General features: G+C 49.5%; 17 protein-coding genes and 1 pseudogene. 1 reads left to right on the forward strand and 17 read right to left on the reverse strand.

Annotated features, from left to right (window positions below; all coding sequences use genetic code 11):
• Nucleotides 1–418: 418 nt before the first annotated feature.
• Nucleotides 419–754: a sigma factor gene (locus VFK44_13980; protein HET7629478.1), complete on the forward strand. Its 336-nt coding sequence runs from the start codon at nt 419–421 to the stop codon at nt 752–754.
• A 176-nt stretch (nt 755–930) separates the two neighbouring features.
• On the opposite strand, the gene VFK44_13985 is transcribed toward VFK44_13980, so the two are convergent.
• The 17 genes and pseudogenes from VFK44_13985 to purR form a co-directional block, all read right to left on the reverse strand.
• Entirely contained in the window at nt 931–1,335 is a 405-nt protein-coding gene (locus VFK44_13985) for a S1 domain-containing RNA-binding protein (protein ID HET7629479.1), read from the reverse strand.
• Between the two features lie 91 nt (nt 1,336–1,426).
• Nucleotides 1,427–1,813, reverse strand: a complete 387-nt coding sequence (locus VFK44_13990) for a septum formation initiator family protein (GenBank protein HET7629480.1) — start codon at nt 1,811–1,813, stop codon at nt 1,427–1,429.
• Between the two features lie 20 nt (nt 1,814–1,833).
• A complete protein-coding gene (gene yabQ / locus VFK44_13995) occupies nt 1,834–2,439 on the reverse strand; it encodes a spore cortex biosynthesis protein YabQ (GenBank protein ID HET7629481.1) in 606 nt (201 codons plus the stop codon).
• On the reverse strand, nt 2,436–2,741 hold the full coding sequence (yabP, locus tag VFK44_14000) for a sporulation protein YabP (GenBank protein HET7629482.1): 306 nt from the start codon (nt 2,739–2,741) through the stop codon (nt 2,436–2,438). Before yabP ends, yabQ begins: the two co-directional genes overlap by 4 nt.
• Nucleotides 2,742–2,971: 230 nt before the next feature.
• Entirely contained in the window at nt 2,972–3,238 is a 267-nt protein-coding gene (locus tag VFK44_14005; GenBank protein HET7629483.1) for an RNA-binding S4 domain-containing protein, read from the reverse strand.
• Nucleotides 3,238–3,510, reverse strand: coding sequence for an HU family DNA-binding protein (locus VFK44_14010; GenBank protein HET7629484.1), 273 nt, complete (start codon nt 3,508–3,510; stop codon nt 3,238–3,240). The genes VFK44_14005 and VFK44_14010 overlap by 1 nt, the downstream gene beginning before the upstream one ends.
• Nucleotides 3,511–3,632: 122 nt before the next feature.
• Nucleotides 3,633–5,186 carry an oligosaccharide flippase family protein gene (locus VFK44_14015; GenBank protein HET7629485.1) on the reverse strand — a complete coding sequence of 518 codons (1,554 nt, stop codon included), beginning with the start codon at nt 5,184–5,186 and terminating at the stop codon, nt 3,633–3,635.
• An 85-nt stretch (nt 5,187–5,271) separates the two neighbouring features.
• Nucleotides 5,272–5,811 (reverse strand): stage V sporulation protein T, encoded by a 540-nt coding sequence (gene spoVT / locus VFK44_14020; protein HET7629486.1) that lies wholly within the window; start codon nt 5,809–5,811, stop codon nt 5,272–5,274.
• Between the two features lie 177 nt (nt 5,812–5,988).
• Nucleotides 5,989–9,414 (reverse strand): annotated as a pseudogene (mfd, locus tag VFK44_14025) (transcription-repair coupling factor).
• A gap of 29 nt (nt 9,415–9,443) precedes the next feature.
• Nucleotides 9,444–9,674, reverse strand: a complete 231-nt coding sequence (locus VFK44_14030) for an anti-sigma-F factor Fin family protein (protein HET7629487.1) — start codon at nt 9,672–9,674, stop codon at nt 9,444–9,446.
• 60 nt (nt 9,675–9,734) lie between these two features.
• A complete protein-coding gene (gene pth, locus VFK44_14035; GenBank protein HET7629488.1) occupies nt 9,735–10,295 on the reverse strand; it encodes an aminoacyl-tRNA hydrolase in 561 nt (186 codons plus the stop codon).
• A gap of 95 nt (nt 10,296–10,390) precedes the next feature.
• Complete coding sequence (locus tag VFK44_14040) at nt 10,391–11,035, reverse strand: 50S ribosomal protein L25/general stress protein Ctc (GenBank protein HET7629489.1); 645 nt, start codon at nt 11,033–11,035, stop codon at nt 10,391–10,393.
• Nucleotides 11,036–11,075: 40 nt separating this feature from the next.
• On the reverse strand, nt 11,076–12,026 hold the full coding sequence (locus VFK44_14045) for a ribose-phosphate diphosphokinase (GenBank protein ID HET7629490.1): 951 nt from the start codon (nt 12,024–12,026) through the stop codon (nt 11,076–11,078).
• A 2-nt stretch (nt 12,027–12,028) separates the two neighbouring features.
• Complete coding sequence (gene glmU, locus VFK44_14050; GenBank protein ID HET7629491.1) at nt 12,029–13,411, reverse strand: bifunctional UDP-N-acetylglucosamine diphosphorylase/glucosamine-1-phosphate N-acetyltransferase GlmU; 1,383 nt, start codon at nt 13,409–13,411, stop codon at nt 12,029–12,031.
• A gap of 154 nt (nt 13,412–13,565) precedes the next feature.
• On the reverse strand, nt 13,566–13,856 hold the full coding sequence (gene spoVG, locus VFK44_14055; GenBank protein HET7629492.1) for a septation regulator SpoVG: 291 nt from the start codon (nt 13,854–13,856) through the stop codon (nt 13,566–13,568).
• Between the two features lie 221 nt (nt 13,857–14,077).
• Complete coding sequence (locus tag VFK44_14060; protein HET7629493.1) at nt 14,078–14,452, reverse strand: RidA family protein; 375 nt, start codon at nt 14,450–14,452, stop codon at nt 14,078–14,080.
• Nucleotides 14,449–15,300, reverse strand: coding sequence for a pur operon repressor (gene purR / locus VFK44_14065; protein ID HET7629494.1), 852 nt, complete (start codon nt 15,298–15,300; stop codon nt 14,449–14,451). The genes VFK44_14060 and purR overlap by 4 nt, the downstream gene beginning before the upstream one ends.
• Nucleotide 15,301 lies beyond the last annotated feature (1 nt).

Raw genomic sequence — 15,301 nt, forward strand, 5'->3', positions numbered from 1 at the left:
CACTTATCCCTTACAGGAAATGACGAAACCCAAGCCGAAAATAGCACCTAAAAAAGAAAAGGCGAGCGTTGTGAAAAAGCCTCACAAGCCCGCTGGGAATCACCCTTGGAAACAATATAACATCTCAAGGGTACCACAACGAACATAATCAAACAATATGCCTTTCATCCCTAAAGGCCCAAACGCTTTATAGTGATTGGAATCAAGGGCACGCCGCAGCCTTTACCCTTGATGAAATGAGCTATAAAGCTAAATTCCCCATAGGGGATGAAAGGCAGAATCATAAAGGTGACAGAATCACTGACGTCTTAATATGACATTTTCACTGACGTTTGACATGGAAAATAACGTAGATGTGAGACCTTTTTCACGAGTGTGTCGTATATAGAGTAGGAGAGTCCGGAAGGGGCGGGATGAGTTGTCCGACGAAGAAAAGCTAAAAAACCAAATTCTTCGCTCAAATAAAGAGAAGGCTATAGAAGAGATCAAAAGGTTTATTTTTACATATGTGAAAAACTGGTCATATACAGATGATATTGTGCAAGATGTATTTCTGGCCGTATATTTAAATTTTGACACCACCTATAAAGAAAAATGCAAAATCAAAACATGGATTTTAACTATTGCAGCCAATAAAGCAAAGGATTTTTTGAAATCCTCGCATTATAAAAGAGTCGCTCTTACAAACCGTTATCTTCATCAAACAAACACTCAAACCCCCGAAACCTCCCTCATGCAAAATCAGATGAAATAAAGAGGGCACAGCAAAAGATGCACACCTTACGTACGTGTACGGCAAAGATAATTCAATCCTTTCATACACTTATAAAACGAACGGTAAAATCATTAAAGATACCTTATCCGCACAATAAGAAAAGGAGCAACGTAAAAACAGCACCCTGTTGGGTGCTGTTTCAAAAGGCAAACAAGTTATCCGCGGCGGGCGCCGCGGCCGCCTCTTTTCGATTCCGTCTGCCGTTTGATCGTTGCGATGTTTTCTTCGCTGTCTTTCAAAAAACGACTCAGCTTGTCTTCGAACGAAACGGTTTTCCGCGGCTTGCGCGGACCGCCTCCATTTCCGCCGCCTCGAGGGCGATAGCCTTCTTTCGCCTTCCGGATCGACAAGCCGATTTTACCGTCATCAGCAACATTGATGACTTTCACCGTCACCTCGTCGCCGACTTTAAGAATTTCCTTGATATCCTCGACGTAACGATCGTCCACCTCACTAATATGGACGAGACCCGTCTTGCCGTCCGGCAATTTCACAAACGCGCCGAATTTCGTGATGCCCGTCACTGTACCGCTTAACTTGTTGCCTACTTCTGTTGACATGAAAAAATGTTTCCTCCCAATCCGTTTTCAAAAATCGCGCTGAACACAGGGCTTTTGATTCTACCAGTATACAGAACGCAAAAAGCGCGTGTCAATTGTTATCGCTTTCCCCGGACGTGAACACAATTTCCCCGTCCTTCGTAAGGAAATAATCCTTCCTCGCCAGCTGCCCGATATAATCCGGATCTTTTAGTTTTGTCACCTTTTCTTTCAATTTATTCTCTTCTTTCCTCATGTGCGACAATTTTTCCGCATATTCCGCTTTTTGCTGCCGTTTTTCTGCAATCAACTGTTGCTGGGCAGTGATCACGGACGTCATCGATACGGCGGCAATCCCGATCAATATAAAAAAAGCGGTCAAACGTCTTGTGAGCCCGCGTCTGCGTTTCTTGCGCAACTTCTCGTACAATTGCTGGTCTTCTATGTAAGCGCCCGTGCCGATCGGGGTGACTTTTTTCTTTTTTCGTTCGCTAACCAACGCATACCCTCCGTCCGTTGTCAGTCCGATTTCGTAAACCACTGGATGATCGTACGTGTTACTTTCTTCATTTGTTGGAAAACTCCTGCAAGGTTGCCAAAAAAGTTTTTCGCGCCTTGCAACGCCGCATCAGGCACGACGAGGCGGCCAACCCAAATGACAGGTGTGGAAACGACCGTCCAGCCGACAAACAGGGCGGCGAGCACTCCGCGAAGCAGCCATTTAACCAAAGTATACACGAATTGCCACAACAAATGAACCGGACGAACGAAAAGCAGCCAGCCGATTTTTTTTAAAATCCGAATGAAGCCCCGGACCACACGAATCAATCCGTTCAAAAACTGCATGTACAACGACTCAAACAAGCCTTTGTAAGCCGCATAACCGCATAATAGCGCTAAAAAAATATAAATGCGTACGTTTCCGTGATTCACATGCAACAGCACATAAAATACGAGCATGCCTTGCAGCAGCCAAAACAACACATCGCCGGCCATCTGCACGGGATGCCAACGCCTTCGGCCGCTTCGGTAAAAAAAGCGGCCGTACGTATCGACGGAAACGCCAATCCAGAGACCCATGCCGACCATGGCGGCCATCGTCAGGAATTGGACCGACAGGTTCATTTAAATAACTTGCTAAAGAATCCTTTAGCCTGCTCCCCGGGCTGTTCATCGAGATAGGCCATGTCATACACTTTTCCTTCGATATGGACGACGCCTTGGTCGACATCGAGATTTTGCATCTTTAAATTCGCCCCGCGGATCGCCAAAAACCCCATCACCGTCTCGAGCAAAAATTCTTCATGGTCAAAGCTGTCTACTCGCTTCACGCCCGTAATCTCGAGTTTCTTGCGCCCTTTCATGGAAACGTTATGATCCGGTTGTTTCGGTTGATTGGCCGAGCCGAATTGATGATACTGCTCCATCGTTCTCCCCCTCGCTGGAAGTTAGAAGTGAGAAGTCAGAGGTTTAACACCCCAGCCTACACGTCTTTTACTAGCACTTTATGAGGGACGAGCCGAATTTAGAACGAGCCGTCGGGATTTTGCCTGCCTCATCGCGGACAAACGCAAGCGACATGGATGACCGGAAGCTGACAGAGGTTTTTAACATCAGCAGAGGCCGCCAAAAGCTTCGCTTTTGGCGGCCTCCACTTCTACTCTTCTTTTTTGACGGGCTCCTCACTTTGAATCGAGTACATCGAAGCCGCGTCTTCTTTTTTCGACGTTTCCTTCAAGTGGTCGACGATTACGGTAAGTATTTTTTGCCCGTACCGGATTTCCAGCGTATCCCCCGGTTGGACGTCCGTGCTTGATTTCGCCTTTTTGCCGTTGACAAGAATGCGCCCTTGGTCGGCGACTTCCTTTGCAACGGTTCGGCGCTTGATCAAGCGGGAAACTTTCATAAATTTATCGAGCCGCACTACTTAACCTTTTCTTTCAATTTGTTGCCGGGGCGGAAGGCAGGAACGACCGTCGCCGGAATTTCAATCGTTTCCCCGGTTTGCGGATTGCGCCCGGAGCGGCTCGCACGCTCGCGCGTTTCAAACGTCCCGAATCCAACAAACTGCACTTTTTCCCCGTTTTTCAAGGCTTCGCTAATCTCATCGATCACTGCGTTCACCACAGTTTCCACGTCTTTCTTCGTCATTGAAGTTTTCTCTGCAATATTGCTCACCAAATCGTTTCTGTTCATAGAAAACCCTCCTTAAATGATTCATGGCACCGCCGGAGACGGCGCGATCCTTGGTGCGGACAAGGTCCGTCAAAAAAAATATTCGCTTTTCAGCGGTGATTTCCTGCCGCAAGCATAAAATTTTACACTGAATCGACGGCTTTTTTCGATCGCATGACACGAAAAACCTCGGCCGTCTTCAAATAGCCGGTGCGTCGGAGCATTCGCAAAAAGACCACTATACCGACGGCCACTCCGATAAGCGCTTGACACGTTGCCGCAAGTCGTCCTCCGCCAGAGAAAACAAGGGCAAGAGCAAACTGCGACAGCAGCACCGCAAGCGTCATCACCGCGAGCGAGAGAATGAGTTTGCCGCCCGACCGGAAAAGAAATGAAAAGGCGGCGGTCTCCTGGTGGAGCAGACGCCCGTCGAGCCAAGCGATGACGGCGAATGCGGCGGCGGTGGCTGCGGCAGCACCGCTCGTTCCGAAGAGCGGAACGAGCATGACATTGAGCGCGAGTTTGCAAAGCAAGCCGGCGAGAGCATGCCGAAACGAAAGTTTCGTGAAATCGAGCGCTTGCAGAATCGCGGTCATGACGAGTGCGAGCGAGGCGAAGAGCATCGCCGGCCCGAAAAGCGCCAAGGATGCTGTGCCGGCGGAGTCCTCAAACAGCATCCGGTTGATCGAAGGGGCGGCGGCGGCGAAGCCGGCGGCAGCCGCGGCAGCAAAGGCGGTGGCGAGCTTTAAGGCTTGTCCGCATTTTTCACAAATGTAGCGGATGTCTTGTTTCCGTCTCGCTTTTGAGAGCGCTGGCACGAAAGCGACCGCAAAGGAGGTAGCCGCGGCCGTACAGAGCTGCAAGAGCGGATACCCTCTGTCGTAAATCCCCATCCATTTCAACGCATGAGATGGCTCTGCGCCAAGAAGCGGAACGACCGTGAACGTGTCGATCATTAAACAAAAAACGACGGTTAAGGAACATACCGAATAGACGAGGCCGTCGAGCAATATGACACCCTTAAGGCGCGCAAGCGGAAGACGGATCTGTCCCGGCTTCAACAGGCGGCGACCGCGTAAAAGGAGAACCGCCAATAGCACGAAAGAAACGGCGAATCCGGCCAACGAACCGAGCGCGGCCAATTCTCCGGTCGTGTAAGGGTCGAAACCGCGGGCGAAAGCAAGCCAGGCGAAGCCGATGATGCAACTGGCGCGGATCAGTTGCGCCAGCAACTGGGAAAGCGCGGTTGGCCGCATGTTTTCGTGCCCTTGAAAAAAGCCGCCGGCGACGGCAATGAAAGGCACGAACAGAAAACAAAACGAGATCGTGCGCAACGGGCCGGAAAGGCGCGGGTCACCCATCCATGAGGCGATGGCGGGCGCGCCAAAAAACAAGCAACCGAAAAGCACGGTCGCCAATATCGCAATGACGAAAAACGATCGCAGAAACAAGCCGGCTGTCCCCCGCGAACCGTTCACTGTGAGATGGCCGGAAACCATTTTCGAGACGACCGCTGGAAAACCATAAGTGGCCAAAAAAAGCGCAATCGCAAAAAATGGATACACTTGCTGATATACATAAAAGCCGAGATCCCCGGCGAGATTTTGAAACGGAATGCGGTAAGCGGCGCTCATGATTTTCACGCCGACGGCAGCGGCCGTCAAAAGCAACGCTCCGCGCCACAATGAGGAAGACATCGAAAATAAACCCCTTTTTCTTCCGATTGTAGCATACAACGAAAAAAGCGTGGAAAAAACAACATTCGTTTTTCCACGCTTTAGCTTACTGTTCCATTTGCTTGGCCAAAAATCCGGCAGCCGTCTCAGCCAATTTATGATCGACTTCATTTACGGGTTCGCCGTCCTTTTGGGCAAGAACGACGGTTCCGATCGGATCGCCGTTCGCAATAATCGGCGCCGCCACGAAGGAGGAAACGGCAGGGGCGCCCTCCATTAATTCCGAACCTTCGTCTTCCGTTCTTGAAGCATAAGTTTGGCGATTTTCCATCGTTTTTTCCAGAACGATGCTGATATTCTTATTCATATATTCTTTTTTCGATCCGCCCGCAACGGCGATAATGCTATCACGATCAGAGATGAGTGCAAGTTTCGCCGAATGTTCGGCCAAGGATTCCGCATATTCTTTCGCGAAATTTCCGAGCTCATTGATCGGTGAGTATTTTTTCAAAATAACTTCGCCGTCGCGGTCAACGAAGATTTCAAGCGGATCACCTTCTCGAATGCGAAGCGTTCTGCGAATTTCTTTCGGGATCACGACTCTGCCCAAATCATCGATTCTTCTTACTATGCCTGTTGCTTTCATCATGATGCCTCACTTTCTGTGTATGTTCCATGAAGAATGAGCGATGCTTTTCGTTTATTATCTTCCAAATTCGAGGTTGTATGCATGATTTTAGGCCGTTTGTTTTTGTGATTCGTTCAAATCCGCTAACGCCTCTTTCAATCGCGTCAACTGCGCCGAAACATCCTTTCCGCGTCCTTTCAAAACGAGTTTGATCTTGTTTCCTTCCGTTCCGAGACTGACGGCGTCCTTCATCCGGCTGACTGAGTCCGCCAGCCCAACACGGTTAAGCCCGGCGCTCGCCGTTTCCGAGAAAAGCACCGAAAAACTCATTTTCGATTGCTTGATTGCCTCAATGCCGAGTTCGCCCGCCAATGCTTTGACACGCGCCACTGTGAACAACCGGCCAACTTCTTCGGGAAAGTCGCCGAACCTGTCGATCATTTCGTCCTCAAGGTCAAGCACTTCCTGGAGTGAATCAATATTCCGGAAACGTTTGTACATCTCGATTTTTTGTCCGGGATCGTTGATGTAATCGTCAGGAATGTAGGCATCCGCCTCAATTTCCATTTCGACTTGCGGTTTATTCGCATTTACGGTCACGCCGCGTTTCGACGCGATCGCGTCCTCAAGCATTTGTGAATACAAATCGAACCCGACCGAGTCAATGAATCCGTGCTGTTCGGCCCCGAGCAAATTTCCGGTTCCGCGAATCGACAAGTCCCGCATGGCGATTTTAAAACCGGAGCCGAGTTCGGTAAACTCCTTGATCGCCTGCAACCGTTTTTCCGACACTTCATTGAGTACTTTATCGCGCTGATACGTCAAGTAGGCATAGGCAACCCGATTCGATCTCCCGACACGCCCGCGCAATTGATACAGCTGGGAAAGCCCCATCTTGTCTGCATCATGCACGATCAACGTATTTACGTTCGGAATGTCAACTCCTGTTTCAATAATCGTCGTTGAAACGAGCACGTCGTATTGGCCGTCAAGAAAATCGAACATGACGGTCTCCAATTCATTTTCTTTCATTTGCCCATGCGCGAACGCCACTCTCGCATCCGGAACAAGCGCGGCGATTTCCTCGGCTTTCCTTTGGATGCTGTCGACTCGGTTATACAAGAAGTACACTTGACCTTCCCGCGCCAGCTCACGTTCAATCGCTTCCCTCACCAGCATCCCGTTATATTCAGCCACATACGTCTGCACTGGAAAGCGATTTTCCGGCGGCGTTTCAATGACTGACAAATCTCGGACACCGAGCATCGACATATGGAGCGTGCGCGGAATCGGCGTGGCCGTCAAGGTCAATACATCGACGTTCGCTTTCCACTTTTTGATTTTTTCTTTATGAGTGACCCCGAAACGCTGCTCTTCATCGACGACGAGCAATCCTAGATCATGGAACGCGACGTCTTTGGACAACAGCCGGTGGGTCCCGATGACGAGATCGACGGTTCCGTTTTTCAAACCTTTCAACGTTTCTTTCTGTTGTTTTTTCGTACGAAACCGACTCAACAACCCGATATTTATCGGATATTCGGCAAACCTTTCGCTGATCGTTTCAAAATGCTGTTGCGCCAAAATTGTCGTCGGCACAAGAAACGCAACCTGTTTTCCGTCGACGATTGCTTTGAATGCCGCCCGAATCGCCACTTCCGTTTTCCCGTAACCGACATCCCCACACAGCAACCGATCCATCGGCCGCTCGCTTTCCATGTCTTGTTTAATTTCTTCGATCGCCCGCAACTGGTCGGCCGTTTCCTGGTACGGAAATGCGACTTCAAATTCTCTCTGTTCGAGCCCGTCCTTCGCGAAGGCATGTCCCTTGCTCGCCTGACGTTTTGCATACAATTCGATGAGATCGTCGGCGATGTCTTGGACCGAGGACTGGACGCGTTTCTTTACGCGCTTCCATTCGTTTCCGCCCAGCTTGTAAACTTTCGGGTCCTTTTCTTCGGAACCGATGAATTTTTGCACCTGATCGATTTGTTCCACCGGCACATAAAGCTTGTCGTTGCCGGCATAGCTTAAATGCAAATAATCCTTGTGCGTGCCGTTCACTTCTATCGTCTTGATCCCGAGATACTTTCCGATCCCGTGATTGATATGAACGACATGGTCCCCGACCTTTAACTCCGAATAACTTTTGATTCGCTCCGCGTTGGATAGTTTTTGCCGTTTGCGCGTTTTCTTAACTTTCTTCGTAAATACTTCGTGCTCCGTAATGACGGCAAGCTTTGCGAGAGGCAGTTCAAACCCTCCGCTGACATCGCCGAGAATGATTTGCGTACTTTTCTGAATGGTTGTTCCATCTGCGATGTCGGCCTGCATCTGATAGTCGGCGAGCACATCTTCCAGCTTTTTCGCTCGTTTTTCGTTAACGGCGAGAAACACAACCGCATAATCGGATTTTCGCCAGCGCTCGACTTCATTTTTTAACACATGCATTTGACCGTGGAAATTTTGCATCGCTCGGCAAGTGACATTGACGATGTTATCGGGCTGAGTATGTGCAATATGACGCAAAAACAAGGAAAAATATAATTTCGGCAACGGCTCGGAAAGCGTTTCCGTATCATGAGAGACTTCGATCTTCGAAGGCATTTCTCCTTGTTCTGTTAACGTCGCCCGCCATTCCGCTTCTTCTTTGTCGAGATGTTCAGCCGTTTCTCGGACGCGGCTGATTTCATCGAACGCGATCACGGCGTCACCGCCCGCGTAATCTAATAAACTTGCCGGCTGCTCGTAATACAAGGACATGTATTTGTAAGCCCCTCGCAGCGGCTGATGTTCCCGCAGTTGCTCGATTTCATGCGAAACCGATTCGGAAAGTTTCTCTTTGACGTCTTTTTTTCGCACTCGTGTAAGCGTATCCGACAACTGATGTTCTAAGTGTTCCGCCCCGCGTTCATAGTGTTTCGGGTAAAGGATGATTTCTGCGGCGGGACCGATCGTTAAAGATGGAATCTTATCGGCCGATCGTTGGCTTTCCACGTCGAAATAACGTATAGAATCGACTTCCGATCCATATAGCTCAATGCGTACTGGATGCGGTTCCGTCAACGGATAAATATCGATAATTCCGCCCCGCACGCTGAATTCACCTGGTGAAGCCACCTGTGTCTCTCGTTCGTAGCCTCCGGCAATCAACGTACTTATGAACTCATCGAGATCAATTTCCCCGCCCATTTCTACGTGCACACGGCTTTTTTGCCACAAAGCCTTCGGCGGCAACATTCTTCGCAACCCGGCGACCGGTATTACGACGACTTTCTTTTCCTGTTCCGTCAAAACATTCAATACTTCTAGCCGCTGGGCCCTTAACTCGGGGCTGGCAGCGGCTATTTCGGAAGAAATCAGCTCATTTACGGGATACAGATAAACATCTTTCTCGTCCAGAAATTCGGACAAGTCCTCGTAAACTTTTTGCGCTTGGTATAAATTATGGGTAACGACCAGCAACGGCCGCTTGATTTTTTCATAGATTGCTGCAAGGAACAGCGTGCGTGCGGATTGGGAGAGCCCCGCAACGAGCTGCTCACGAAGTCCTCCATTCAGCCCTTCAACGACGGAAGCACATTCGCCGCCGTCTTCAAATCGTTGTCGCAATCCCAACAAGTCGATTCCTCCCCTCTGCCTCTGTCGATCTATTGAATAAACGATTTCAATTGATGATAGTCCGGGTTTCTTTCCAATGCTTCTTGACAGTCTTCGCACACCGTTTTCACCAATACTTCGCCGTTATCATTATAATGAATCATTTCGCGGCGTTCTTCCACTGTCAAATGATTGAACCCGAGTTGCTCTGCATGATAAAACTCGTTTTGCAGCTGTCCGATTTGCGTCCCGCAATACCGGCATTGATAAGTAATCGCCATCCGAAAAACCCTCCTTAATGCCATCTTATGCCTAGTATGGGCACTAAGGAATTTGTCTATTCAACGATTAAATGTGTTCATGACTCGCTCAAACGGTTCGTCGATCCATTGCCGGCACGCTTGCGCCGCGCGTTCAACGGCATCGGCCGCCGCCTCGCGTTCCGCTTTCGGAAACGGCTTGAGCACGTAATCCATCACCATCGTTCTTTCTCCCGGATGACCGATGCCGATGCGAATTCTTTTAAATTGCTTCGTGCCGAGATGAGAAATCACCGACTTCATTCCATTATGTCCCCCCGCACCGCCATGCGGACGAAGCCGGATTTTCCCCGGCGGCAAATCAAGATCGTCGTAAATCACAACGATCTCCTCAGGACTTCCGCCAAAGTAATCGAGAAATGCTCTTACCGCTTCGCCGGATGCGTTCATGTACGTCAGCGGTTTGAGCAATACGGTTTTTTCTCCATTCACCTCGCCAATACCGAATTTCGCTTGGCATTTTTTTTTCTTTAACGGAAGCGACAAGTCCTTGGACAAACGATCGACGACCATGAATCCGACGTTGTGACGGGTTTTTTCGTATCGAAATCCGGGGTTTCCCAATCCAACGATCACTTTCAAAGAATTTCACCCTTTATCCATATGATTTCGCGAACGAGAACATTCAGAAGAGGCGTAACCTGAACGGTTACGCCTAAGGTACAACCGAAATCTCGTTATTCTTCTTCGCCTTCCCCGTTCTCGCCGTCTTTTTCGGCATCGACAAGTTCCGGTTCGGTGATCTCCTCGTCTGTCGTATCCTCCGGCTCTTCCGCCTGCGGAGGCGTTACGGAAACGATCGTTTCCTCAACATCGTTCAAAATCTCATAATTTCCCGTTTTCGCGAGATCCTTGATGGAAAGCGAGTCGCCGATTTCGAGTTTCTCGATGTTCACTTCAATCGCTTCCGGAATATCGGCGGGCAACGCTCTCACCGTAATTTCATGGAGCAAATGCTGGACGACCCCGCCTTCTTTCTGTCCCGCCGACTCGCCGACCAAATGAACGTTCACGTCGGCATCCACTTCGCTGGACATGTCCACCTTGTAAAAATCAGCATGCAACAATTCGTCTTTAATCGTATCCGTCTGATATTCGTGCAACATGACCGGGTAATCTTCCCCGTCGATTTTCATCGTGATGACGCCGTTCCTTCCCGCTTTACGGATCACTTTGATGAAATCACTGCCGTCGATAAAAATCGCTCGGCTGTCCACGCCGTTTCCATAAAGCACAGCCGGTATGTTTCCCGTCCGGCGAAGACCTTTCGTATTCGATTTCGATAAATCCTCTCTCGATTGAGCCTGTAACACAATTGCCATTAGAATCACCTTCCTAAAAGGATTGTCAATGCTTGTGTAGTCAGTCAAACAATTTCGATACGGACAATTTCTCATGAACACGGATGATCGCTTCCGCCAACAACGGAGCGACGGAAAGTTGTGTCACTCGATCGAACCACTTTTCCTCCGGCAATGGAATCGTATTCGTAATGACCAGCTCTTTAATCTCCGAATTTTGAATCCGCTCGACCGCCGGTCCGGACAACACTGGATGCGTGCAGCAAGCATACACTTCTTTTGCGCCATTTTCAACCAGGGCATTCGCAGCAAGGGTGATCGTTCCCGCCGTATCGATGATATCATCGATGATTATGGCCGTCTTTCCTTCAATGTTGCCGACGATGTTCATCACTTCGGCGACATTCGGTTTCGGCCGGCGTTTATCAATGATCGCGATCGGCGTTTTCAAGCGCTCCGCCAATTTTCGGGCACGCGTGACCCCGCCATGATCAGGCGATACGACAACGATGTCTTGCAATTCTTTTTGAAGAAAATAATCACCCAAAATCGGCACACCGAGGAGTTGATCGACCGGAATGTCAAAGAACCCTTGAATTTGCGGTGCATGGAGGTCCATGGTTATGACGCGCGTAGCTCCTGCCGTTTCGAGAAGGTTCGCGACCAGCTTTGCCGTTATCGGTTCGCGGGCACGCGCCTTCCGGTCTTGGCGGGCGAAACCGTAATAAGGCATTACGACATTGATCGTGCGAGCCGATGCGCGTTTCAAAGCATCAATCATGATTAACAATTCCATGAGATGTTCGTTGCCCGGATCGCTCGTGGATTGAATGACGTAAACGTCACATCCCCGGACGCTTTCTTCAATGTTGATCTGAATTTCACCGTCGCTGAATCGAGTCACTGAACTTTTTCCCATATTCACGCCGATCTCGTTCACGATTTCTTCGGACAGCGCCCGGTTCGAATTTAAGGTGAAGACTTTTAAATCCGGGTCCAAGTAGTTGGCCATGGTTACAACCCTTTCCGTTGATTTAGTTTATGTCGGTAGTTCTCTTTCGTCGTTTGCCTGGAACGAGCAATGGCCAGCGCTTCTTCTGGAACAAAATCGGTAATGGTCGATCCCGCCGCGACAAACGCATTTTTCTCAACGGTCACCGGAGCCACCAAATTCACGTTGCATCCAACGAATGCGCCGTCCCCGACCTTCGTCAAATGTTTATTATGGCCGTCATAATTGACCGTAATCGCTCCGCAACTGAAATTGACGTTCTTTCCGATTTCCGCATCGCCGAGATAGCCGAGATGGGAAGCTTTCGATCCTTGGCCGATTTTCGACTTTTTCACTTCCACGAAATTTCCGATCTTCACTTCATCCCCGATGAGCGATTGCGGTCGAATATGGGCAAACGGTCCAATTTTCACGCGGCTGCCGATCGAACTGTCATGAACAACGGACTGCTTAACGACGCTGCTGTCGCCGATTTCAACGTCTTTTAACTCGCTTTGCGGTCCAATCTCACATTCATTTCCGACCTTCGTGTTTCCTTTGAGAACCGTTCCCGGATATATGACCGTATCCGCGCCGATTGTTACCTCTGCGTCGATATAAGTATTTTCCGGATCGATGAGCGTAACGCCGTTTCGCATGTGACCTTCATTCGTCCGCCTGCGCATGATCCGCTCAACCGCTGAAAGTTGAACCCGATCATTCACGCCAAGTGTTTCCGCTGCATCCGCAGTCGCAAAAGCCCGCACCGATTTCCCTTCCTTTCGCAGGATCTCAATGCAGTCGGGCAAATAATACTCGCCTTGTGCGTTATTATTACCCACCTGTTTCAATGATTTAAACAACTCGTGATTATGAAAACAATAAATGCCGGTATTAATTTCCTGAATACGCTTTTCCTGTTCAGAAGCATCTTTTTCCTCGACCACACGCTCCACAGATCCGTCTTCAGCTCGTATGACGCGGCCGTATCCGAACGGATCGTCTGTGATCGCTGTAAGAATCGTCGCAGCGTTTTCCGCATTTTCGTGATGCTCGATCAATGCGGCAATCGTTTCACTCGTTATCAACGGAGTGTCCCCGTATAATACGACGGTCGTTCCCTCTTCATTGCCGAGCAAAGGTTCCGCTTGCATGACGGCATGCGCCGTGCCGAGCTGCTCTTCTTGCAGGACGTATTCGGAACATTCGCCAAGCTCTTCCCGAACCGCTTCGGCGCCGTTACCAACTACGGTTACGACGCGATCCACCCCGGAATGGCGAGCCTGTTCGACAACGTGACGGACCATCGGTTTCCCGCAAACGGGATGAAGCACTTTATACAGTTTCGACTTCATCCGCGTACCTTGCCCCGCAGCAAGAATTACTGCGTATCGATTTTGTGCCATTCTATTCCTCCGCATCTCGCTTTTTCCCATAACGAATATATCTTAAATGGTATCATATTTCAAGAATGGCGCCGTTTCCAACAGATTCCCTTCCATCGACAACCGGCAGGGTGCACAAAAAAGAACCCGGCTTTTTCCAACCGGGTTCTTTCCGTCAAGATGCGCCAGCTTCTTCGAACGATTCTTCCTCCTGACTGGCACGTTCATACTCTTCCAACACCGAAGTTTGTATTTTCTCTCTCGTGTTCGATGTTATCGGATGAGCAATATCCCTAAACTCTCCGTCGGGAGTTCGCTTGCTCGGCATCGCCACGAACAAGCCATTGTTTCCGTCGATGACACGAATGTCATGTACCACAAACTCCTCGTCAATGGTAATGGAAGCGATCGCCTTCATTCGGCCATCCGTGTTGACCCGACGCAATCTTACGTCAGTGATTTCCATCATTTGACACCACCTTTTAACAAGCTCTATCTCCGGGACTACTACAATCTTCCACATAAAACGCAAGATTCCTTCCTATAAAATAAAAAAATTTAAAATTTTTCAGGAAAACCCTCAAAAAAGAAACTTGCTCTCTCTGACACCGGTTTTAACTGACGATCAACTTGATCGTATTCGAGAGGTCGAATCCAAACAACGAAAAAAAAACTGCCTTATGGCAGCTAACCGACTTGCGCGACAACCTCGATTTCGATTTGCGCACCTTTGGGCAGTTTCGACACTTCGACGCAGGAGCGCGCAGGCTGATGATGTTTGAAATAACTTCCGTAAACCGCGTTCACTTCTTGAAAATCTTCCATGTTTTGCACGAACACCGTCGTTTTCACGACGGATTCCAGAGATGCGCCCGCAGCTTTGAGAACGGCTTGTAAATTTCGAAACACTTGATGGGTTTGCTCATGGATTCCGCCTTCAACCAACTTTCCTTCGGGAGTCAATGGAATTTGCCCCGAACTGTAAAACAAGTTTCCCGATACAATGCCTTGGGAATAAGGGCCGATCGCTTCGGGGGCTTCTGTCGTATGCACGCTCTTCATTGCGCTTCATCTCCTTGTTCTCGTTCAAAAGTTTGTTCGAAAAAACTTCCCTTTTCCATCCGAACCGTTTGACTCTCCTCGTCGAAATCGGCAAAACGCAGCAATGACAAGTAATTCTCTACGAGCCGTTGGCTCACTTCCTTCGTTTCAACAAAGACGCCAACACCGGCAAGCGATGCATCGAATTCCTCGAGCAAATTGATCATGCCGCGGATCGTGCCCCCGGCCTTCATGAAATCGTCGATGATCAGCACGTTTGATCCGGCCGGCAAACTTCTTCGCGCAAGCGCCATCGATTGAATGCGTCTCGTTGAACCGGATACGTAATTGATGCTAACCGTGGAACCTTCGGTGACGCGTCCGGCGCGCCGCACGATGACAACGGGCACGCCGAGTTGGGATGCGGTAGCATAGGCAAGCGGAATGCCTTTCGTTTCCATTGTCATCACAATATCCACATTTTCGTCGGCATAGGCAGAAGCAAACAGCCTTCCGATTTCATTGACGTAGCGCGGGGATCCAAGCAAATCGGTCATATACAAATACCCTCCGGGCAGCCAGCGATCCGATTTTTCAAGCTGGTTTCGAAGCTTTTCCACGGTTTCTGCTGCTTCCCCTACGTCTGTCCTCGGTATGTATTTCACGCCGCCTGCGGCGCCGGGAACGGTCACGAGCTCGCCCGCTTTTTGCGTTTCGAAACTTTCCTTCACGATGTCAAGATCCTCGCTGATCGAAGATTTCGCCGCCTGATAACGATCGGAAAAATAAGTCAACGAGATGAGTTCATGCGGATGGTTGAGCAAATACCGCGTCATATCGACCAGTCTGCCGCTTCGCTTTAACTTCATG

The sequence above is a fragment of the Bacillales bacterium genome (genome assembly GCA_035700025.1).
Taxonomy (GTDB): domain Bacteria; phylum Bacillota; class Bacilli; order Bacillales; family DASSOY01; genus DASSOY01.

Bases quoted from the DNA above. Each gene is read 5' to 3' on its own strand.
- spoVT (HET7629486.1), bottom strand. From the start codon at position 5,811: ATGAAAGCAACAGGCATAGTAAGAAGAATCGATGATTTGGGCAGAGTC.
- VFK44_14015 (HET7629485.1), bottom strand. From the start codon at position 5,186: ATGTCTTCCTCATTGTGGCGCGGAGCGTTGCTTTTGACGGCCGCTGCC.
- VFK44_14060 (HET7629493.1), bottom strand. From the start codon at position 14,452: ATGAAGAGCGTGCATACGACAGAAGCCCCCGAAGCGATCGGCCCTTAT.
- purR (HET7629494.1), bottom strand. From the start codon at position 15,300: ATGAAGTTAAAGCGAAGCGGCAGACTGGTCGATATGACGCGGTATTTG.
- yabP (HET7629482.1), bottom strand. From the start codon at position 2,741: ATGGAGCAGTATCATCAATTCGGCTCGGCCAATCAACCGAAACAACCG.
- VFK44_14010 (HET7629484.1), bottom strand. From the start codon at position 3,510: ATGAACAGAAACGATTTGGTGAGCAATATTGCAGAGAAAACTTCAATG.
- VFK44_13985 (HET7629479.1), bottom strand. From the start codon at position 1,335: ATGTCAACAGAAGTAGGCAACAAGTTAAGCGGTACAGTGACGGGCATC.
- VFK44_14040 (HET7629489.1), bottom strand. From the start codon at position 11,035: ATGGCAATTGTGTTACAGGCTCAATCGAGAGAGGATTTATCGAAATCG.
- spoVG (HET7629492.1), bottom strand. From the start codon at position 13,856: ATGGAAATCACTGACGTAAGATTGCGTCGGGTCAACACGGATGGCCGA.
- VFK44_14030 (HET7629487.1), bottom strand. From the start codon at position 9,674: ATGGCGATTACTTATCAATGCCGGTATTGCGGGACGCAAATCGGACAG.
- VFK44_14045 (HET7629490.1), bottom strand. From the start codon at position 12,026: ATGGCCAACTACTTGGACCCGGATTTAAAAGTCTTCACCTTAAATTCG.
- glmU (HET7629491.1), bottom strand. From the start codon at position 13,411: ATGGCACAAAATCGATACGCAGTAATTCTTGCTGCGGGGCAAGGTACG.
- yabQ (HET7629481.1), bottom strand. From the start codon at position 2,439: ATGAACCTGTCGGTCCAATTCCTGACGATGGCCGCCATGGTCGGCATG.